Source organism: Seonamhaeicola sp. S2-3 (assembly GCF_001971785.1).
GTDB lineage: Bacteria > Bacteroidota > Bacteroidia > Flavobacteriales > Flavobacteriaceae > Seonamhaeicola.
In genome coordinates this window covers 2,774,825-2,794,804 of sequence record NZ_CP019389.1, presented here as the reverse complement: position 1 = coordinate 2,794,804, position 19,980 = coordinate 2,774,825, and the positions used below count along the sequence as shown (strand labels likewise).

The window sequence follows — 19,980 nt, the reverse complement described above, 5'->3', positions numbered from 1 at the left end:
ATCTTATTGAACAATGTTTCTTATTTTTGAACATGGCAAACTCCACAAAAACACCTTGGAAATCTAAACTTCATGAAATTATTTATGAAGCCGACACTAAAGAAGGTAAGCTATTTGACGTTATACTACTATTTGTAATTATAGCTAGTATAATACTTGTAATGCTAGAAAGTGTTGAAAGTTTTGATGATAAATACCATGTATTTTTAAATATTTCAGAGTGGATTATAACCATACTATTTACTATAGAGTATATTCTTAGAATAGTAACTGTTAACAAACCTTTTAAGTATATTTTTAGCTTTTATGGTATTATAGATTTATTATCAACCATACCAAAATACATTTCGCTTTTAATAGGTGGTGTTCATGCCTTAGCAGCTTTAAGAGCATTACGTTTATTAAGGGTTTTTAGAATATTAAAACTAGCCCGATATTTAGGCGCTTCAAACAAACTAGTTAACGCCATAAAAGCTAGTAGAGCTAAAATATCTGTATTCCTTTTTGCGGTTTTAATTGTAGCTATTATATTGGGTACTATTATGTATTTAGTAGAAGGTGAAGAAAATGGGTTTACCAACATTCCTAAAAGTGTGTATTGGTGTATTGTAACCCTTACTACAGTTGGTTTTGGTGATATTGCTCCCCAAACAGCTTTTGGACAACTTTTGGCTTCTCTAGTTATGATTTTAGGGTACGGAATAATTGCGGTTCCTACAGGCATTGTTTCTGCAGAATACACCAATCTAAGTAACACAAACAAGCCAAATAAAAACACTGAGACTAATAAACCTAATGTTCCTACTAATTCTCAATGTTGTTCTAATTGCCTAAACCAATCGCATAAAGACGACGCGAAGTTTTGCTATAAATGTGGTTATAAATTACATCATGACTAATTACTTAATTTCTGTAATAGGCCCTACAGCTATTGGTAAAACCTCTTTAAGTATTAAACTGGCACAACACTTTAATACAGAAATAATATCTGCAGATTCACGACAGTTTTTTAAAGAAATGCAAATAGGTACTGCGGCTCCAAATGATGATGAATTGGCTGCAGCTAAACATCATTTCATTCACCATAAATCCATTCATGAAAACTACAATGTTGGTGCTTTTGAAAGAGATGCCATAGAAAAATTAGATACGCTTTTTAAAAAACGCCCAGTTATAATTATGGTAGGTGGCTCTGGCTTGTATGTTAATGCCGTTACAAAAGGCTTAGATAATTTCCCTGATGTTGATGGTTCTATAAGAGAGCATTTAAATGAAAAACTAAAAAATGGAGGTCTAGAAACACTTCAAAATCAATTAAAAAATTTAGATGAAGCTTCTTATAACTCCATTGCAATTGATAATCCGCATAGGGTAATTCGCGCTTTAGAAATTTGCATTGGCACTGGTAAACCCTATTCATCATTTTTAAATAAAGCCAAAGTAAAACGACATTTTAAAACTATTACTATTGGACTTACAGCCGATAGAGACATTATTTATAACAGAATTAACCAACGTGTAGATATTATGATGGAAATGGGCTTATTAAAAGAAGTGGAAACCCTTATTCCTTATAAAAACTTAAACGCCTTAAATACCGTTGGCTACAAAGAACTTTTTAAATATTTTGATGGCGAATGGACTTTAGATTTTGCAATTTCTGAAATTAAAAAAAATACCCGTAGGTTTGCCAAACGGCAACTTACTTGGTTTAAAAAGAATAAAGAGACCTTGTGGTTTGATTACCAATCTCCTATTAAAAATATTATTGAAGAATTAAATATTTTGTTGAAATAATGTCATATCCTGAAGCTCCTTTAGATAATCCCGTTTGGTCCGCATTATCTGACACACATTTTAATGAATGTATTAACTACGGAAATGTAAAATTTTACCACCCAGATTTCACTCCATTTGGAGCTTTTATAAACAATGAATACACGGAAGATGCTATTGAAAAGCACGCCCTTTTACTAGATGATTTTTTTATAGTTGGTGATAAACCTAAACTACCAAACACATTTAGCCTTAAGAAATATGTAGGTTTACAAATGATTATTTATAATGAAATTAATATACCTATTACAGAAAATATTGTTGAGCTAAATGAAACCCATTATAAAGATTTGATGAATTTAGTAGGTTTAGTATATCCACACTTTTTTAAAAAGAAAACTAATTCATTGGGACGTTATTACGGAATTTACAAACAAAACAAACTAGTTGCAGTTGCCGGCGAACGCTTTAAAACAAAACATTTTACCGAAATTAGTGCAGTAATTACCCACCCCAATTATACTGGCAATGGATATGCTAAACAACTAATAACTCATGCTTGTAAAAACATAATTAAAGAAAATAAAACACCCTTTTTACACGTAGATGAAACCAACTTAGGGCCAATAAATTTGTATAAAAAACTAGGTTTTAAATTAAGAAGAAAAATGTTTTTTTGGCAAATAAGTAAATCCTTAAGAAACATTTAAATTTTGGCAATATCTCATCAAGTGTGTAAAGTTAAAAATATCGAGGGTTGCAACCCTCGATATTTTTTTGATTAATTTTAAATTTTACAAATCCCTCAACGCTATTAATCAAAACTTTTAATTTCTCCTTTTACGCCTCTTACTATTTGCTTTTGATTCATAAAAAACTTTTAATTCTTCTACATCAAGTTCTTTATCATCATTAGTATCTATTGCTTCAAAATTTTCTACTAATTCCTCTTGTTGTTTTGCAGCAACTTCTAACTCGTTTAAAGTACCATCACCATTATCATCAACCTGTTCTATAAGTTTTTCCGGTGACATCATTTTTGGCCCTTTTTTATTGCTTAAAGATACTTCTAATTCTTCTAAATTTATAAAACCATCATCGTCGGTGTCAATTTCATCGAAATCTTCAGCTATTTTACCTCTTTTATCTTCTGTTGCTTCATCTTTATCAATAACATCATCGTTATTAGTATCTAACATTGATAAAATTTTTGAAGCGTCTGGTCTTCCTCCTCTTTGTTGATTACCTCCCTGCATTCCACCTCTTCCACCACCTGGAGGTCCTTGAGCAAAAAGTGTTACACAAATAAGCATTGAAAAAATTGTTGTTAAGGTTTTAATGTAATTCATTGTATTATTTTTTATTTTGTTATTATTAATTTAAATAGTTGCTTACTGCCGTATTACGAGATACAACATGAGAGTTTAAAGTACTTACAGCTGAGTAAAAATCTGAACTGCTATTTAAAAAGGTATAACCTCTTATTTCTGAAGTTGCATAAGATTCAATTAACGCAGAGTAGGTTGCGTATTGTGCTTGAATATTGCTTACGCTAAAGGCATCATTTACTATCTCTTGAACATAGGCATCATATTGTGCTTTGTAAACATCATCTGCGTACAAATAACCAATTAAAGGCCAACTACTGCTACTTAATCCCGAAAAATTTAAAGGTAATGATCCACCCATATTTCCTGTTTGTAAGGCTTCATTATTATCCCAAGGAATCCATGTTAATTTATTTGTGTTTGGATTGTTGTATAGATAATAATTATGTGTCATTCTGCCGTATGTATCCCAGTTTTGGATGACGGTGTTTGCAGCTAAATATTTTAAAAACACATCGGTATCAAAAACGGCATCTAAATTTGCTCTCCAAGTTTCAGGATCTGTGGTTCTAGTATTATCATGTAAAACTGATAATAGATTTTGTACATCTGAAAAATCATTATCATCTTCATTGTTCTTTTTTACATATTCATCTTCATCATAAGTTCCGTAAGCAAAACTTGCTGCATCACCATCGGGTTTGTATAAATTTCCATCATTATCGCCAAAATAATCATCTAAAAGGGTATCTTCTACATCTTCAACTAAAGTATAAACACCAAAATATGTTGGGCCATCACCATAATCTACATACAATGTATAAAATGCTGTACGTGAAGCAGCTAAACCTGCGTTTCTAAATACATCGCCAGCTACTTTCTCTCTCATCATAGACTCATCATTATAATTATTTTTAAGATGAAGTTTTTTAAATCCGTAAAAACGTTGATTTTTTATTTGTGGGTAATCATCTTCAAATTCATCAAAATCTAACTTGAATGATAATTTTAAATTACCACTTTGCCATGTAGATTGTAAGCTAGAATTTCCTTTAAATCTTACTCCTACTCTGTACCATTCTATACCGTTATAAAAAACTTCAGCAGGCACAAAAACAGGGTCTTCATCTGTATCAGTATCGGTTAATCCCACTCCACCTGGACCTCCACCTGGACCTCCACCACCAGGACCAAATGACGTACCTCCAAAGGTACCGTAAGTTTCTGTCATATCATCTAGCATAGTTTCCCAACGTTCTTCTGTTATAACAATATCTATTCGTTTTACGGATTCGTCTTCAAATACTTCATCATAGTTTGGATCTGCATCTTTACTATGTGTTTCTGTAGTCCAGTCTGTAGCTTCAAAATCGGTATCATCTATTACAACTACATCATCATCGTCATCGTCGACATCATCGTTATCTGAAATAATTTCTGAAGTATTTTCATCAGAGCCACAAGAGTAATAGGTTGCTATTGTAGCACCAAATATTAATGCCACAAAAAGTAATTTGATTTGTTTTATATTTTTTTTCATAGTACTGGTTAAATAAAAATTTATATCTAGTTTACGGTTATTTTCATGATTATTTCTAATTCAAATATCTGTAAAAACTTAACGTTATATTTATGTTTTCTGTGAACACGCTTAAGTTTTCAGTAAACTAGCTAATCTGTTCTATTTCCTTATTTTTTAATGCCGTTGCCCAAGTGTTAAATGGTTGTTTTTCTAGCTTCATTTTACCATCTTCACCTTTAAAAATATTAATCCATGCTTGCCAGTTTTCATTATCAATTTCTGGGTAATCTAACCTATAATGACTGCATCTACTTTCGGTTCTCATTAATGATGCTCTTAATTTCATTTCGGCACTTATTACCATGTTTTTTGTTTCGTGAGCTAAACGTAATTCGTGTAAGTTTGAAGCTCTTAAATATGGTACGTGTTGATCTCTTAACTCTTCAATATAGGCCAAAGCAGCTCTCATTAAATTTTCCTTTTTTATATAAATAATGAAATTAGGTATCATAATACTTTGCAAAGTTTGTGTTACCCATGCAGGACTATAACCGGCTCCTCGTTTTAAGGGCGCTAAAATTTCTTCTTCTATACTTTCTATTTTTGAAGTAGATATGGTATAACTTTTTATCTTTTTACAATACTTAGCTGCTGTTTCGCCAGCAATAGCCCCTTGTACAGCAGACCCTGACAAAGATGACCCTATTTGGGTATAAATACCTCCTGCCATATAAGATCCTAGAGCATCACCTGCTGCATATAAACCAGGAATTGTAGATTCGCATTTATCATTAATAGGTACTAATCCTTCAGCCTTATGAATAGCCATACCTGCACTTGAACCTCCAACAACACCACCTCCCATTCCTGGAGGAGCTGCTTCGCCATCTTTTCTTGGTGGACGCTTTCTATCATCATCTCCCGGAAGTCCTTTTCTTTCTTCTCCATCCTTTGGCGGACCACCAGGACCTCCTTGATCTGAAAATTCTTCTGGTCTATATGGCCCCCCAGAGACCTTATTACTACCACTATCCATTCCTGGTCGACCCATTTGTGCTGCACCTCCATTTACGTATGCCATATAATTCATATCTACACCCAAATCATGCCTAATTTCAATGCTTGTTGTACTAGGTTTTTGTTCAAACATATCACCCCAGCCATCATAACATGCAGCAGGATTTTCTGATCTTGCAGGGTGGCCATCATTCCATTCTTTACCTGTTACTTTTGCACCAATATTGTATGCCATTACGGTGCCATCATGGGTTAAATCGCCTATGGGAAATCCGTTTGGTTTAAAACCTCCTGCTCCTGTACATAGAATTACACTTTTAGCTTCATAAAAGAGTACTTTTTGTTCATCTATACTAAAACCTGCAGCCCCTACTACTCTATTGTCTTCCTTAATTAAATGCGTTATGGTAACCCGTTCTTGAACCGGAATGTTTCGTTCTTCTATAGGTTTACTGAAACTTTTATTATACAAAGACGATTCAAAAAAACCCCATTCCTTCAACTCATTTACCCTTGCCAAAGAGTGTTCTGCTAATTGTTTGGTGTAGGCTTTATTATTTGTTCCAAGTGCAGACCTTGATACCTTTGCTACAAATTCATCAATGCTTAATGCTTCTTTATCCTTATCATACGCAAAAATACCTTTAGCAAAAGGGGTTTGACCAGAAGCCCCTAACCTTCCTTTAGAAACCATTAAAACTTTGGCTCCCGCATCATGTGCTTTTACTGCTGCAAATAACCCTGCCATTCCGCTTCCTACTACTAAAATATCTGTAGTTACCTTATTATTATCTAATGTTTTGGCATCAATTTCTGGGTTGTTTAAAGCCCAATCCGTATTCATTCCAAATCCCCCCATAGCAGCAAACCCCGCTGCTCCTCCTGTTAAGGTGATAAATTTTCGTCTAGACATATTTGAATGTTTTGTTTTCATTTTTTTACGGTTTTTGTTAAATAGGTTCGCATTAAATAAAACACGCCAATTACTACCATAAGCACATAGTACACTGTAAATGAAGTATTGCTATGCCTACCAATGTTAACTACATGCCATGTAGCTACAGAAACAAATAATAAGGTTAAATACCCATGTAGTTTTCTCCAAGTTTTATATTTAAGGTGAAGTTTAAATCTAAAAAATGCCGTTATCATTAGCACTAGCATTGTGGTATAGGCAATTAAACCAAGTATAACACCTGTACTACTAAACGTTGTGATTAAACGTACAAAAGCATCTATTGGAGTAACTCCATTATCAAAAAACTTTGGTATGATGATAAAAAATGGATGCAATAAGATTACCGAAATGAAAGTGTATCCTATAAACCTATGAATGGCTACAACATTAACCATTCTTATTTGCTTCATTAATTTATAATTCAATCTTGTAGTAAAAAACTGAGATAACAGTAGCGAAAAAGACAGAATGGTTAATATGGAAAAAGTTTCCATCAAAGTGCTTCTTCTTGGAAAATTTCCTGTGAAATAAAAGATTAATGGCACTATTACAAATGTGAAAATAAGCACCAGAAGTTTTACTATATAGCTTTTTGTTTTCATGATAACATTAATTTTACCCCCATGAAACTATTACAGGAATAGATTTATCTGGCGTAATGGTGATGGCATCAACCGGACAATACATTCTGCATAAATGACAAATTTGACAGTCTTCGGCATAAACAATTTCTGCCTTTTTAGAATCGGGATTTAGTCGAATAACATCTGTTGGACAGCTTTTTATGCACTCTTCACAACCTATACAACCATTTATACTTTTTATTGGCATGGTGTTACGTATTTTAGCATTAGAGAATAAATTTCGTGGAATTTTTAAAGCCAAATGAGCCTTTTCTGTGAATGGCAATAGCTTTTAAGTGTATGGCTATTTTTAATATGAATTTGGTTTTTATAAAAAAAAGAAAGCTTCGCAATTTCTCACGAAGCTTTCTGCTATTAACCAAACACTCCAAAAAAAATGTGCTTTTATAATTTAACTTTATTTTTTATCCTCAGTTGATTTAAATTTTAAAACCACTCCAACGGCTATTGCAATAATGATGACAATTAAAACAGTATAAATAATAGTTGAAAAACTAGATAAATCATCCTGAGAATTCAGTAGATTAGACTGTTCATTATCTAATACTAATGGTATCATAAAGTTATTTTAAATTTTGTTTCATCTTTTACTTTTAATCTAACTTACAGCATTAAGCATCACACAGATTAAGTTGCAACAAAACACATATAAATTAATATTTAGGTCTTTTATCTTCTGGTTTTGGAGCATTTTTTATCTCTTCTTTAGAAAGATATCCATCTTCATCACTATCTATTTTAGAAAACATATCTTTAAGAGGTCCTTTAACTTCTTTTTTTGAAAGTTTTCCGTCTTCATTGGCATCCATTTCCTTAAAAATTTCATCTACAGAAGGAGGTTCTTGGTTTCTTTCACGATTACCAGACTCTTGTGCATATGATGTAAAAGTTATTAAACCACTTGCAATTATTCCAAATAAAATTGATTTTGTTTTCATTATTAAAATTTTAAATTAATTTTTTATACAAAGGTGGTGGTTACTTTAACACCAATGTTAGGTTTTCTGTAAATAGCTTTATCTTTTCTGTAAATACTCACTTTAAATCTGTAACCCACATAAATACCACCTTATTTTAAAGCTTTTTAAAATATTCATAGATTTTTTTTTGCTTTACTTTGCAGTATGAATAAAACTATAAGACTCATTATACAAGCCGGTTTGTGGTTGGTAATAGGCAATATAATTTGGCTAAATCAAGACGCCGATGTTGAAATACTAAAAGAAAACTTAGTTGTTTTAATATTTCAAATACTACTTATTAGTGCACTTATTTACTTTGCTGCTCCTAAATTATTATTTAAAAAGAAACATTTACTATTTGCTGTTTTTTCAATTTTATTAATTGGGGTTTCTGTTTGGTTTTTAACTAACACATTTGGTATGCCTTTAGAAGAAGTGCAACCTAAAATAAGACCAGAAATGAGACCTCATCGTGCACCAGAAATGAGACCTCCACCTCTAGAAATGAAAAAACCTCCAACACAATATTTGCTTTATTCATTAATACTATCAATTACTTATGTTTTGGCTTTATCTGTAGAGGTTTATAGCTATTTAAAACAAAAAGAAAAAGAGACTATAAATGCTTTAAATATTAATTTACAGAATGAGCTTAAGCTATTAAAATCTCAAATAAACCCTCATTTTCTATTCAACGCATTAAACAATATTTACACCTTAGCGGGAATAGATTCTGGAAAAACACAAAAAAGCATTATTCATTTATCTGATATGTTGCGATACGTATTGTATGAATGTGATCAAGAAACCGTTCCGTTAAAAAAAGAGATTGAGTATATTGAAAACTACCTAAAATTATTTGCATTAAAAAGTAGCAAAACGTACCCTATATCAATAAAACTTAATATAACTAATCATGCTGCTACCATTGCTCCTATGCTACTTATACCGTTTATAGAAAACGCCTTAAAACACAGTAATATAGATGATATTAACAATGCTTTTATTAAAATTACCATTAAAGCTAATGAAAAAACACTAGATTTTGAAGTTGAAAATAGTAAACCTCAAAAAGTAATAATAAAAGATAAAGTTGGCGGTATTGGTTTAGAAAATGTAAAGAAAAGATTAGCTATATTGTATCCTAAAAAACACCAACTAGCAGTAAGTAATAATGAAACTATTTTTAAAGTTAAGCTCCATTTACAATTAGCATGAATAAAGTAAAATGTATTATTATTGATGATGAGGAATTAGCAAGAACCCTTATAAAATCTTACATTGATAAAATTGATTTTTTAGAAGTAGTTGATTCTTTTGAAAACCCCTTAAATGCAATGCCGCTTCTAAAAAAAGTGGATATTGATATTATTTTTCTAGACATTCAAATGCCCGAATTAAAAGGTACTGATTTTGCTAAATTAATTAATTCTAAAACAAAAATTATTTTTACTACAGCATATTCTGAATACGCTTTAGAAGGTTATGATTTAAATGCATTAGATTATTTATTAAAGCCAATAACTTTTGAGCGTTTTTTACAAGCTGTAAACAAGTTTAAAAAAGAAGAAACCACAACTGCTGTAATTGAAGACTCCATTACTGTTAAATCTGGGTATGACTTGCACAAATTAAAGTATAACGATATTCTTTATGTTGAAAGTGATAACGAATACGTTGTTTTCTATACAAATGAAAAGAAAATAATGAGCCATCAAACCCTAAAATCGCTCGAAGAGAAATTACCTGCGTCTTTATTTTTAAGAGTGCATCGTTCATACATTGTAAATAAACAAAAAGTATCTGCTTTAAAAGGAAGAGACTTACTAATTTCTGAAGTTAAAATTCCTGTAAGCGATAGTTATTACGATACAGTTAAAACCAAATTATTTTAAAACAAAAACCAGAGAAGTTAACTCCTCTGGTTTTGACTAATTTTATAAAAACTGTCATCTTATCATTAGTAAGACAGCTTAATATATAGTTTTTTTATTTTGCTGGTGCATTTAACTTAGTGCTCATTTCCATAGAAATTGCAGAACGTTCAAATTTTAACTTTCCAGACAAAGTTTCTATAACACATGTACTATCTTTGTCATTTAGCTCTAAAATTTTACCGTGTAAACCACTTTTGGTAATTACTCTATCGCCTTTTTTAAGTTCTGCAGCAAATTTCTTTTCTTTTTTTGCTTTTTTCATTTGAGGTGCAATCATAAAGAAATACACTACTACAAACATTAAAATAAATGGCATAAATGCCCCAATTCCTTCTCCCATTTTATAAATTATTTTACTGGTTTATCAGCTTATTTAGCATTTGGATCTTTTACAAATGCTGTTATTTTCACTATTTCTTTTCCTTTTTCTGTATTGGCTGTTACAGTAACAGTTTTTGTAATTTTATTAGCACCACTACCATTAAAAGTAACTGTAAATTTACCAGATTCTCCTGGTGCTAATGGTTTTCTGCTCCAATCTTGAGGTACTGTACAACCACAAGAACTTTTTATATCTGTAATAACTAAAGGAGCATCTCCTGTGTTTTTATAATTAAAAACGGTTGATACTTTTTTCCCTTTTTCTATTTCTCCAAAGTCATGTTCAGTTTTATCAAACTCAATAACTGGAAATTTAGAAGCTTGTGCATCTCTTTCTGCTGCTGCTGCAATATTTTTTTCATCAATTTTTTTTGCTGCATTTTCTTTACAAGATGTAAAGGCTACCATGCATAAAACACTAATACCTAAAAATATTTGTTTCATTTTAATTTATTTTTTCTATTAATCTGCTGTAAAAGTAATAATTATTTAAGCGATTAAAAACTTTTAAAAAAACAACTTAACAAGAATTTATAACAAACCTCTTCCTACCTTTTTTAAAGTTTTAGAATCGGTATATTCTTTTACTAATTTATCTAATATTCCATTAATAAATATGCTACTTTTTGGGGTAGAGTATTCTTTAGCAATTTCTAAATATTCATTAATGGTTACTTTTACTGGTATTGATGGAAAGTTTTGCAACTCACATATTGCCATTTGTAGCAAAATATAATCAACATTCGCTATTCTATCAGAATCCCAATTTTTGGTTTTCTTCTCTATTTCTGTATTTAAAGCAGATTTATTTAATAATGTTTTCTTAAACAAATCAATTGCAAACTGTTTGTCATCTTCTTCTTTATACAATTTAGGTACAAAATGAGAATCGTTAGAAGTTGGTTTGGCTTTTCTTAAAAGCTTTAAAATAGTGGTATTTACTGTAGGCAAATCATCTAACCAAGTTAAATTTTTATCTTCTATATATTCATAAAGCTTGTCATTTGGTGCCAATATTTCTTTAAACAAATCTATAACAAATTGTTTATCTTCTTTAAAATCAGAAACTCTAGTCTGCATATAATCTTTATACAAATCGCTAGACCTTATTGCTTTAAAAATAATATCAACATACTCATCATCAAATTCCCAATTATTTATTTTATGGTTTTCTAATTGGTCTTTAAGCTTTATATTATTACTTAAAAGTTGAAGTAATTGATTATTAATAAATTTTCTGTTAGGATCTTTGTCTTCTGGAGTTGCAAGATACTTTTGTTGCTTTTTAAGTAAATCTTTCTCTGCTCGTTTTCTAACCTCTGGTAGTAAAGAAATTAATAATAAGTATAAATTATACATATTATCTATACTAAACAGTAAGAATTTTTGATCTTTACTAAAATCATCACTTTCGCCTCCTTTATAGGCATATAAAGTTTGCATTACTTTTATACGGATATGTCTTCTGTTTAGCATAATTACAAAGAACTTAAAATTTAAATAACGTAAAACATTTACTTTTTTTACGCTGCAAAAATAATATTATTTTAAAAAGTAACTCTATTTTCAATCTTATATTATTGTGATTATAACTTTATGCTATTTTTAACAATTACTAAATACCTAACAAAGGTAATTATAGTTTATATGCCCTATCTTTGCTTTTCTTGTTGATTTATTTTTAATGAAAGAATTACAGCATTTAAATAAGTATTTTTTAAAATACAAAACACATATTCTGCTAGGTAGCGTTATCACTGTAGCTGCTAGAATATTTTTACTCTATACACCTAGGTACGTAAAAGAGATTTTTGCTACTGTTGAAAGGTATTTAGATAACTCTATTACTAAAGAAGTATTTAAATCTGAGTTAGTAGAAGCTATTCTCTGGATAATTGGAGCCGCTTTAATTGCTGGAGTACTTACCTTTTTTATGAGGCAGACTATTATTAATGTATCTAGATATGTAGAATTTGACTTAAAAAATGAAGTTTATGAGCACTACCAAAAGTTATCTTTAAACTTTTATAAAAAGAATAGAACAGGTGATTTAATGAACCGTATTACAGAAGATGTAAGTAGAGTTCGTATGTATGCAGGACCCGCCATTATGTATAGCATCAATACCGTTGCTCTGTTTGTTGTAGCACTTATTTACATGTTTAATGAAGCGCCCAAATTAACATTGTACACTATATTACCACTACCTATACTTTCTATAATTATTTATAAACTTAGTAGAGAAATTCATAATAGAAGTACTATTGTACAAGAATATTTATCAAAACTATCAACCTTTACTCAAGAATCATTCAGCGGTATTACCGTTATAAAAGCCTATGGTATAGAACCACAAACATCATCAAATTTCACATCATTGGCTAATGAAAGTAAAGAAAAACAAGTAAATCTGGCTAAAATACAAGCTTGGTTTTTCCCTATGATGATATTACTTATTGGTACCAGTAACCTTTTAGTTATTTACATAGGTGGTATGCAATATATTAATGGAGAGATTGAAAGCTTAGGTACCATTGCAGAGTTTATTATTTACGTAAATATGCTCACATGGCCTGTTGCTACTGTTGGTTGGGTAACCTCTATTGTGCAACAAGCAGAAGCCTCTCAAAAACGAATAAATGAATTTTTAAAAATTGAACCTGAAATTAAAAATACCGTTACTGAAACAACCAAAATTACAGGTGATATTGAGTTTAAAAACGTTTTCTTTACTTATAACGACACTAATATTGAAGCATTAAAAGGCATTAATTTTAGTGTAAAAGAAGGAGAAACACTTGCTATTTTAGGCAAAACAGGGTCTGGCAAATCAACTATTTTAGACTTAATAGGCAGACTGTACGATATAGATAAAGGCGCTATTTTGGTTAACAACACAAATATTAAAAACCTTAATCTATACAACTTAAGAGACAGTATTGGCCATGTACCCCAAGACGCATTTTTATTTTCAGACACCATAAAAAACAACATAAAATTTGGTAAAGAAGATGCTACTGATGATGAAGTAATACAAGCTGCTAAAAACGCTCAAGTGCATAAAAACATTATCAAATTTAACAACGGGTACGAAACAGTTTTAGGTGAAAGAGGTATTACATTATCTGGTGGGCAAAAACAACGAATTTCCATTGCTAGGGCTATTATAAAATCGCCTAAAATATTATTGTTTGATGATTGTTTATCGGCAGTAGATACTGAAACTGAAGAAAAAATACTAAAAAACCTAGAAAAAATAACCAAAGGTAAAACATCAATTATTGTAGGCCATAGGGTATCTTCTGCCAAAAACGCAGATAAAATTATTGTTTTAGAAGATGGGAAAATTGTTCAAGAAGGCACGCATAAATCTCTAATAAAAGAAGAAGGCTATTACAAACATTTATACCTTAAACAAAAAAGCGATACAAACACTAAATAAACATCAAATCAATATTTTAACCCTCAATTTTGTTAAAATAAATTCAATAAAAATGAATATTTAAAAAAGAAACTTTAGAATTTGTTGGTTAGTATCGGTTTTTTTTAGATTTTTGATACGCAAACGATAAATTCAAATAAATATTTATTTAACTATGAATAATAATGATATGATGGAGAGAGAAGAGATATTTTCTAAAGTTTTAAGAGCAGGAAGACGCACGTATTTTTTTGACGTTAGAGCTACTAAAGCAGATGACTATTACTTAACAATTACTGAAAGTAAAAAATTCACTAATGATGATGGCTCATTCCACTACAAAAAACATAAAATTTATATATACAAAGAAGACTTTGCTGAGTTTAAAGATATTCTAGCTGAAATGACAGATTTCATTATTGAGCAAAGAGGTGATGAAGTTATTAGTGAACGCCATCAAAAAGATTTTAAAAAAGAATACAATAATAATTCTGAGTCTAAATCTGAAGATACCATTAAAACCCCTGAGAGTTTTACAGATGTAGATTTTGATGATATATAAAAATATAAATTAAAAGAAGAAAGGCTTAAATCTAAACTAAGATTTGAGCCTTTTTTTATTTCAATAAACTTTTTAACCTAAAACTATAGTTTGAAATAACTGCTCCCCGCTGAACTTTTAACCTTATTAGCTTTCCTGATTTGCCATAAAACATAAGCATAATTTGTTGTAATGTTAAATTATCAGAAGCCTTTCCATTAATTGATAATATTATATCGCCTTTTAGCAAACCTGCTTGTGCGGCTGGTGAATTTTCTCTAAGTTCTACAATAGAATAAGTGGGTTTTAATACCATTTTAGACTTTATATCAAATAAAATGCGTACCTCTTTATTATTGGGGGTTTGTGCATTTTTATCAAACTTATAATTTTCATTTTCATATTCTCTAACAAACCTAACACCATCATGAGCTAATTCTATTCCGCTTTTATTATAGCTAAAACTTTCTCTAAAATTACTGTTTTTCTTTAATGTAATTAACTTGTTTCTGTAATCCATAATAATATTAAAGCGCTTTAAAATATTACCTGCTATACTGCCATTTCTGTTTTCTACTTTTTTTGCAAAAAATATTGATGTTGAATCTGGAAATGCTACGTTAGCTTCTTTTAGTTTAAAACTTTTTAAAAAGAACGTATCTGCTCTTCCACGTTTACCATAAACACTTCCACTTAAGCCATGCCCCAGAAAATCTCTAAAATAATTATCACCAGATGTTATACCTAATGAATCATCTTCAAATAGCCACAAACTATCACTCCCTCCCGAATCAATTAATAGCTTTAAAGGAATTCTTTTATTATTAAGGCTTACTTCGGCATTTAAATAAGGTTTGTTATTGTAAAACTCAAGGTTAAATTGCTCGCATTTAGTACACTTTTTATATTTATAAGTATCAGGATTAAAAAGCTTGATATTTTTATGAATATAATTTATTTCAACAACAAAATCTCTAAAAACATCTAAACCAATAATACCATGAATTGGCACCCCTAATCTTGAAGCAAAATTTATATTTAAACCAAAAATAGCATACAAATCTTGCCTTAAACTAACCGCATCACCAATTTTAAATATATTATCTCTAGACTTTAATGCCTCTATAGGTTCTCCTTCTCCTAACCCGCGTAAAAAAATCTTTTCTGTATTTTTAATTTTTAATGTATCGGTACCATGTAAAAGGTTAAAAATTATAGGTTTACTAACACCCGTATCTAAAATAAAAGACAACTCTACCCCATTAACTTCAACAGGGACAATTATTAAATTATTAATTAATTTGAACTTTATTTTGTCCGTTTCATTCTTATTTTGAATAATGAACCTGTTGTTCTGAGCAACCAAAATAGCTACACAACCACAAAAAAAATATAAAAAAATTACAAGTCTTTTCATTAACTATCAGGTATCATTTAACTAATCAATTTACAAATCTTTTAGTTAGACTTAAGTATTTAAGACCATTTTTTAAAAAAACTTTAAGATAATTTTCTCAAATTTGCACACTAAATTAAAAATTAGATGCCAACAATATCTAAAAAGGGACAATTAATGCCCGAGTCTCCCATACGTAAATTAGTACCATTTGCAGAAGATGCTATTAAAAAAGGTAAACATATATACCATCTTAATATCGGTCAACCAGATATTAAAACCCAGAAGTAGCGTTACAAGCCGTAAGAGATAACTCTGTTGAAATTTTATCTTATTCACGTTCTGAAGGCTCAGAAACTTACAGAAAGAAACTTGCCAATTACTATAGCGGTCATAATATAAACGTGTCTCATAAAGACATTGTTGTAACAACTGGAGCTAGTGAAGCCATTGCTTTTATATTTGGAAGCATTATGGATGTTGATGACGAAGTTATTATTTGCGAGCCTTTTTACGCCAATTATATAGCTTTTGCTACTGCTGCGAGCATAAAAGTAGTTCCTATTGTTTCTAAAATTGAAGACAATTTTGCTTTACCCGCTATTGAAGAATTTGAAAAACTAATCACGCCTAAAACAAAGGCAATTATGATTTGTAATCCGGGAAACCCAACCGGATGTCTTTATTCTGAAAAAGAAATAAAACAATTAGCAGATATTGTAAAACGTAACGATTTATTTTTAATTTCAGATGAAGTATACCGTGAGTTTACTTATGATGGCTCCTCACATTATTCTATTTTAGAATTAGAAGGCTTAGATGAACACACCATTATGATAGATTCTGTTTCTAAACGTTACAGTATGTGCGGTGCAAGAGTTGGTTGCTTAGTAACTAGAAACGAAATAATTAGACACACTGTATTAAAATTTGCACAAGCTAGATTGAGCCCTCCCACTTACGCGCAAATTGCAAGCGAAGCTGCATTACAAACGCCTTTTAGTTATTTTGAAGAAGTAAAAAACAAGTATCTTAACAGAAGAAATACTTTAATTACAGAATTAAATAAAATTGATGATGTAAAAGTAGCCACTCCAATGGGGGCTTTTTATTGTATTGTTGAACTCCCTGTAAAAGATGCAGACCACTTTGCTCAATGGCTCTTAGAGTCTTTTGATATTGATAATGAAACCGTAATGGTTGCCCCTGCTAGTGGATTTTATTCTACTCCAGACATAGGAAAAAACCAAATAAGGATTGCATACGTACTTAACAGAAGAAGTTTAGTTAAAGCCGTAAATATTATAAAGGAAGCCTTAAAAGTTTATAAAAACTAGTGCATATTAAACAAAACATATCATTAAAAGCCTATAATACTTTTGGCATTGATGTAAACGCTAAACATTTTGTTTCAGTTTCTAGTATTGACGAGCTAAACAAAGTCATAACACTAGAAAACTATCCAAAAAAATTAATACTTGGTGGTGGTAGCAATATGTTACTTACCAGTGATTTTGACGGACTTGTAATTCATATAAACTTAAAAGGAATTGAAATCATTTCTAAAGACCAGGAATCTGTAATAATTAAAGCTAATGCCGGCGAAAATTGGCATAACTTTGTTCTTTGGTGTTTAAAACATGACTTTGGTGGTATTGAAAACCTATCCCTTATTCCTGGTAATGTAGGTACCGCTCCTATACAAAATATTGGTGCTTATGGCGTAGAGTTAAAAGATACATTTGTGTCTTGTGAAGCTATATCTTTAGAAACTAAAACCCTAAAAACATTCAATAAAGAAGCTTGTAATTTTGGATATAGAAACTCCATTTTTAAAAATGACGCAAAAGGGAAACATATTATTACCAGTGTAACTTTTAAACTAAGTACACAAAATCATAAATTAAATATTAATTACGGAGCAATAACTTCTGAATTAGAAAATATGGGGATAAAAAACCCAACCATACAAAACGTTTCAGACGCTATTATCACTATTAGAAAAAGTAAATTACCAGACCCAAAAAAAATAGGCAATAGTGGTAGTTTCTTTAAAAACCCAATAATTCCTAAAGAAGTATATAATGAGTTACGTGAAAATTTTAATGATATTCCTAGTTATCCAGTTTCAGAAACTCATGTAAAAGTTCCTGCGGGTTGGCTTATTGAAAAAGCTGGTTTTAAAGGCAAGCGTTTTGGTAATTATGGTGTTCATAAAAATCAAGCCTTAGTACTCGTTAATTATGGTGATGCTAAAGGAAAAGATATATTACAACTCTCAAAACTAATTCAGAAAACTGTCAAGAGAATATTCAACATTTCTATTGAAGCAGAAGTAAATATCTTATAATCTCAAAGAAATTTCTATTTTTGGCATATTAATATTTAAACTAAACTTACTTTGATAACTCCTATTGAAAAAGAAATAGTAAATCTCCTAGAATCTGGCGATAAAAAAGCTATTTCTCTGTTATACGAAAATTATGCAGATGCTCTTTATGGAGTTATTAGAAAGGTAATTACAGACGAAGAAACAGCCCAAGATGTACTTCAAGAAAGCTTTGTAAAAATTTGGAGGTACGCAAAAAAATATGATTCTAGTAAAGCCAAATTATTTACTTGGCTCTACAGAATTGCTTATAATACGGCTATTGATAAAGTAAGGTCTTTAAAAAACAAAAGCGGTAAAGAAGTCCAAATAGAAACTTCTGTCGTATATAAATTTACAGCAGATAGTATTAATCAAGACGTTTTAGATATAAAAAAGCATCTAAACACCCTTGATGAAAAATATCAAATAGTAATTAATGCGCTCTTTTTTGAGGGTATGACACAGCAAGAAGCTAGTGATGAATTAAATATTCCGCTAGGTACTATAAAGTCGAGATTAAAAATTGGATTGCGTGAATTGAAAAAAATCTACAATCCTTAATTAATAAAGTCATGAATGAGAAAATAACTACTTTTTTAAATTCTGGCCTTTTAGAAAAATATCTAATAGGTGAAACTACTTCTGCCGAAACAGAAATGGTTGAATCTTATATTTCGAAATTCCCAGAAGTACAGAATACGTACGACACCTTACAGCAAAACTTAGAGATTGTAGCTAAAAGTAATGCTGTTGAAGCTCCTAAACATATTTTAAATAATATTTTAGAAGAACTTGATGAAGCCCCTGTGGTGAAAATGAACACAACTAGAAGCAGAAAAACTTGGTATAAATACTCTATAGCCGCTAGTGTTGCTGCCGTTGTTTTTGCTTGTACATCATATTTCTTGTATAATCAAAATCAAAAACTAGCAGAGGAAAATCAGGTTGTTGTTGATGAAATTTTTGATTTACGTAGTGATATTGAACAAAACAATAAAATGTTAGACAATGTTATGCGTCAATTATTAAAGCTTAACAACCCAGAAACAGAGAAATATATCATTAACGGTAATGAAAGAGCTAAAGAATTAAAAACGGTAGCCTACATAAACCCTAAAGAAAAAACATCTATGATTGATGTAGTTTCTTTACCAGAATTACCAGAAGAACAATGCTATCAAATTTGGGCAGACATTCAAGGTAAAATGGTAAGCTTGGGTATTTTAAATGAAACCGATAGAAAGCTCATGAATATTCCTTATGCCGAAGACGCCTTAGCTTTAAATATAACTATTGAACCTAAAGGAGGTAATAAAATAGCTTCATTAGATAAAAAAGTAGCAGAAATTAGTTTGCACTAAGCAAATATTAAATACTTCAAAATAAAATAGCCTCGTTTTAATTAAGACGAGGCTTTTATTTTCAAATACATTATAAACTACTCTTTATCAAATAAGGTTTTATGTATAAATCCAGCAACAATAGCACCAGCAATAGGCGCAACCCAAAATAACCAAAGTTGTGCTGTATATTCTCCACCTGCAAATAACGCTTGACTAGTTGAACGAGCAGGATTAACCGATGTATTAGTAATTGGAATACTAATTAAATGTATTAAAGTAAGTGCTAAACCAATAGCTATAGGAGCAACCCCTTTAGGTGCTCTTTTATTTGTGCTTCCTAAAATAATTAATAAGAAAAAAGGGATCAAGTCCAAAATCTGGGT

21 protein-coding genes and 2 pseudogenes are annotated in these 19,980 nt (G+C 30.5%); 11 read left to right on the top strand and 12 right to left on the bottom strand.

Features of this window, described 5'->3' with window-relative positions; genetic code table 11:
- Positions 1–32: 32 nt before the first annotated feature.
- The 3 genes from BWZ22_RS12140 to BWZ22_RS12130 are packed head-to-tail and all read left to right on the top strand — an operon-like array spanning position 33 to position 2,486.
- Positions 33–899 carry an ion transporter gene (locus BWZ22_RS12140; RefSeq protein ID WP_076700309.1) on the top strand — a complete coding sequence of 289 codons (867 nt, stop codon included), beginning with the start codon at positions 33–35 and terminating at the stop codon, positions 897–899.
- The gene (gene miaA / locus BWZ22_RS12135) at positions 892–1,797 is read left to right on the top strand and encodes a tRNA (adenosine(37)-N6)-dimethylallyltransferase MiaA (protein ID WP_076700306.1); all 906 of its coding nucleotides are present in this window, start codon (positions 892–894) and stop codon (positions 1,795–1,797) included. Before BWZ22_RS12140 ends, miaA begins: the two co-directional genes overlap by 8 nt.
- Positions 1,797–2,486, top strand: coding sequence for a GNAT family N-acetyltransferase (locus tag BWZ22_RS12130; protein WP_076700305.1), 690 nt, complete (start codon positions 1,797–1,799; stop codon positions 2,484–2,486). The genes miaA and BWZ22_RS12130 overlap by 1 nt, the downstream gene beginning before the upstream one ends.
- Positions 2,487–2,603: 117 nt before the next feature.
- On the opposite strand, the gene BWZ22_RS12125 is transcribed toward BWZ22_RS12130, so the two are convergent.
- From BWZ22_RS12125 to BWZ22_RS12100, 7 genes are all read right to left on the bottom strand, one after another.
- Complete coding sequence (locus BWZ22_RS12125) at positions 2,604–3,125, bottom strand: EF-hand domain-containing protein (protein WP_076700302.1); 522 nt, start codon at positions 3,123–3,125, stop codon at positions 2,604–2,606.
- A gap of 25 nt (positions 3,126–3,150) precedes the next feature.
- Positions 3,151–4,644, bottom strand: a complete 1,494-nt coding sequence (locus BWZ22_RS12120) for a CotH kinase family protein (protein ID WP_076700301.1) — start codon at positions 4,642–4,644, stop codon at positions 3,151–3,153.
- Between the two features lie 127 nt (positions 4,645–4,771).
- Complete coding sequence (locus BWZ22_RS12115; RefSeq protein ID WP_076700298.1) at positions 4,772–6,577, bottom strand: FAD-binding protein; 1,806 nt, start codon at positions 6,575–6,577, stop codon at positions 4,772–4,774.
- Positions 6,574–7,011 carry a ferric reductase-like transmembrane domain-containing protein gene (locus BWZ22_RS12110; protein ID WP_232225162.1) on the bottom strand — a complete coding sequence of 146 codons (438 nt, stop codon included), beginning with the start codon at positions 7,009–7,011 and terminating at the stop codon, positions 6,574–6,576. Before BWZ22_RS12110 ends, BWZ22_RS12115 begins: the two co-directional genes overlap by 4 nt.
- 205 nt (positions 7,012–7,216) lie before the next feature.
- The gene (locus BWZ22_RS12105) at positions 7,217–7,510 is read right to left on the bottom strand and encodes a ferredoxin family protein (protein WP_198027609.1); all 294 of its coding nucleotides are present in this window, start codon (positions 7,508–7,510) and stop codon (positions 7,217–7,219) included.
- A 132-nt stretch (positions 7,511–7,642) separates the two neighbouring features.
- Positions 7,643–7,804 carry a hypothetical protein gene (locus BWZ22_RS16660; protein ID WP_157607957.1) on the bottom strand — a complete coding sequence of 54 codons (162 nt, stop codon included), beginning with the start codon at positions 7,802–7,804 and terminating at the stop codon, positions 7,643–7,645.
- Between the two features lie 94 nt (positions 7,805–7,898).
- Positions 7,899–8,183 carry an EF-hand domain-containing protein gene (locus tag BWZ22_RS12100; RefSeq protein WP_076700294.1) on the bottom strand — a complete coding sequence of 95 codons (285 nt, stop codon included), beginning with the start codon at positions 8,181–8,183 and terminating at the stop codon, positions 7,899–7,901.
- A gap of 186 nt (positions 8,184–8,369) precedes the next feature.
- Between BWZ22_RS12100 and BWZ22_RS12095 the strand changes: the two genes are divergently transcribed.
- The gene (locus BWZ22_RS12095) at positions 8,370–9,425 is read left to right on the top strand and encodes a sensor histidine kinase (RefSeq protein WP_076700293.1); all 1,056 of its coding nucleotides are present in this window, start codon (positions 8,370–8,372) and stop codon (positions 9,423–9,425) included.
- On the top strand, positions 9,422–10,102 hold the full coding sequence (locus BWZ22_RS12090) for a LytTR family DNA-binding domain-containing protein (protein ID WP_076700290.1): 681 nt from the start codon (positions 9,422–9,424) through the stop codon (positions 10,100–10,102). The genes BWZ22_RS12095 and BWZ22_RS12090 overlap by 4 nt, the downstream gene beginning before the upstream one ends.
- A 94-nt stretch (positions 10,103–10,196) precedes the next feature.
- Here the strand turns inward: BWZ22_RS12090 and yajC are convergent, their stop codons facing one another.
- The 3 genes from yajC to nusB all read right to left on the bottom strand — a co-directional run bounded on the left by yajC (position 10,197) and on the right by nusB (position 11,968).
- The gene (gene yajC / locus BWZ22_RS12085; RefSeq protein ID WP_076700289.1) at positions 10,197–10,484 is read right to left on the bottom strand and encodes a preprotein translocase subunit YajC; all 288 of its coding nucleotides are present in this window, start codon (positions 10,482–10,484) and stop codon (positions 10,197–10,199) included.
- 29 nt (positions 10,485–10,513) lie between these two features.
- Positions 10,514–10,969 carry a DUF1573 domain-containing protein gene (locus tag BWZ22_RS12080; protein ID WP_076700286.1) on the bottom strand — a complete coding sequence of 152 codons (456 nt, stop codon included), beginning with the start codon at positions 10,967–10,969 and terminating at the stop codon, positions 10,514–10,516.
- Positions 10,970–11,056: 87 nt separating this feature from the next.
- Complete coding sequence (gene nusB / locus BWZ22_RS12075; protein ID WP_076702486.1) at positions 11,057–11,968, bottom strand: transcription antitermination factor NusB; 912 nt, start codon at positions 11,966–11,968, stop codon at positions 11,057–11,059.
- Between the two features lie 241 nt (positions 11,969–12,209).
- On the opposite strand from nusB, the gene BWZ22_RS12070 reads away from it, so the two are divergent.
- Complete coding sequence (locus BWZ22_RS12070; protein WP_076700285.1) at positions 12,210–13,967, top strand: ABC transporter ATP-binding protein; 1,758 nt, start codon at positions 12,210–12,212, stop codon at positions 13,965–13,967.
- A gap of 154 nt (positions 13,968–14,121) precedes the next feature.
- A complete protein-coding gene (locus tag BWZ22_RS12065) occupies positions 14,122–14,508 on the top strand; it encodes a PUR family DNA/RNA-binding protein (RefSeq protein ID WP_076700283.1) in 387 nt (128 codons plus the stop codon).
- 55 nt (positions 14,509–14,563) lie between these two features.
- On the opposite strand, the gene BWZ22_RS12060 is transcribed toward BWZ22_RS12065, so the two are convergent.
- A complete protein-coding gene (locus BWZ22_RS12060) occupies positions 14,564–15,904 on the bottom strand; it encodes an aspartyl protease family protein (RefSeq protein WP_076700281.1) in 1,341 nt (446 codons plus the stop codon).
- 126 nt (positions 15,905–16,030) lie between these two features.
- Here BWZ22_RS12060 and BWZ22_RS12055 point away from each other — a divergent pair.
- The 4 genes and pseudogenes from BWZ22_RS12055 (at position 16,031) to BWZ22_RS12040 (ending at position 19,615) form a co-directional block, all read left to right on the top strand.
- Positions 16,031–17,220: pseudogene (locus BWZ22_RS12055) on the top strand (pyridoxal phosphate-dependent aminotransferase).
- Positions 17,220–18,233 carry a UDP-N-acetylmuramate dehydrogenase gene (murB, locus tag BWZ22_RS12050; protein WP_076700279.1) on the top strand — a complete coding sequence of 338 codons (1,014 nt, stop codon included), beginning with the start codon at positions 17,220–17,222 and terminating at the stop codon, positions 18,231–18,233. The pseudogene BWZ22_RS12055 and the gene murB overlap by 1 nt, the downstream one beginning before the upstream one ends.
- 51 nt (positions 18,234–18,284) lie before the next feature.
- Positions 18,285–18,815, top strand: coding sequence for an RNA polymerase sigma factor (locus BWZ22_RS12045; RefSeq protein ID WP_076700277.1), 531 nt, complete (start codon positions 18,285–18,287; stop codon positions 18,813–18,815).
- An 11-nt stretch (positions 18,816–18,826) separates the two neighbouring features.
- Positions 18,827–19,615 carry an anti-sigma factor gene (locus tag BWZ22_RS12040; protein WP_076700275.1) on the top strand — a complete coding sequence of 263 codons (789 nt, stop codon included), beginning with the start codon at positions 18,827–18,829 and terminating at the stop codon, positions 19,613–19,615.
- 77 nt (positions 19,616–19,692) lie between these two features.
- Here BWZ22_RS12040 and BWZ22_RS12035 read toward each other — a convergent pair.
- Positions 19,693–19,956: pseudogene (locus BWZ22_RS12035) on the bottom strand (aquaporin); the annotation flags it as partial.
- Positions 19,957–19,980 lie beyond the last annotated feature (24 nt).

Bases quoted from the DNA above. Each gene is read 5' to 3' on its own strand.
- nusB (WP_076702486.1), bottom strand. From the start codon at position 11,968: ATGCAAACTTTATATGCCTATAAAGGAGGCGAAAGTGATGATTTTAGT.
- BWZ22_RS12125 (WP_076700302.1), bottom strand. From the start codon at position 3,125: ATGAATTACATTAAAACCTTAACAACAATTTTTTCAATGCTTATTTGT.
- BWZ22_RS12070 (WP_076700285.1), top strand. From the start codon at position 12,210: ATGAAAGAATTACAGCATTTAAATAAGTATTTTTTAAAATACAAAACA.
- BWZ22_RS12040 (WP_076700275.1), top strand. From the start codon at position 18,827: ATGAATGAGAAAATAACTACTTTTTTAAATTCTGGCCTTTTAGAAAAA.
- BWZ22_RS16660 (WP_157607957.1), bottom strand. From the start codon at position 7,804: ATGATACCATTAGTATTAGATAATGAACAGTCTAATCTACTGAATTCT.
- miaA (WP_076700306.1), top strand. From the start codon at position 892: ATGACTAATTACTTAATTTCTGTAATAGGCCCTACAGCTATTGGTAAA.
- BWZ22_RS12080 (WP_076700286.1), bottom strand. From the start codon at position 10,969: ATGAAACAAATATTTTTAGGTATTAGTGTTTTATGCATGGTAGCCTTT.
- BWZ22_RS12115 (WP_076700298.1), bottom strand. From the start codon at position 6,577: ATGAAAACAAAACATTCAAATATGTCTAGACGAAAATTTATCACCTTA.
- BWZ22_RS12100 (WP_076700294.1), bottom strand. From the start codon at position 8,183: ATGAAAACAAAATCAATTTTATTTGGAATAATTGCAAGTGGTTTAATA.
- yajC (WP_076700289.1), bottom strand. From the start codon at position 10,484: ATGGGAGAAGGAATTGGGGCATTTATGCCATTTATTTTAATGTTTGTA.
- BWZ22_RS12065 (WP_076700283.1), top strand. From the start codon at position 14,122: ATGAATAATAATGATATGATGGAGAGAGAAGAGATATTTTCTAAAGTT.
- BWZ22_RS12110 (WP_232225162.1), bottom strand. From the start codon at position 7,011: ATGAAGCAAATAAGAATGGTTAATGTTGTAGCCATTCATAGGTTTATA.
- BWZ22_RS12130 (WP_076700305.1), top strand. From the start codon at position 1,797: ATGTCATATCCTGAAGCTCCTTTAGATAATCCCGTTTGGTCCGCATTA.
- BWZ22_RS12090 (WP_076700290.1), top strand. From the start codon at position 9,422: ATGAATAAAGTAAAATGTATTATTATTGATGATGAGGAATTAGCAAGA.
- BWZ22_RS12120 (WP_076700301.1), bottom strand. From the start codon at position 4,644: ATGAAAAAAAATATAAAACAAATCAAATTACTTTTTGTGGCATTAATA.
- BWZ22_RS12140 (WP_076700309.1), top strand. From the start codon at position 33: ATGGCAAACTCCACAAAAACACCTTGGAAATCTAAACTTCATGAAATT.
- BWZ22_RS12095 (WP_076700293.1), top strand. From the start codon at position 8,370: ATGAATAAAACTATAAGACTCATTATACAAGCCGGTTTGTGGTTGGTA.
- BWZ22_RS12060 (WP_076700281.1), bottom strand. From the start codon at position 15,904: ATGAAAAGACTTGTAATTTTTTTATATTTTTTTTGTGGTTGTGTAGCT.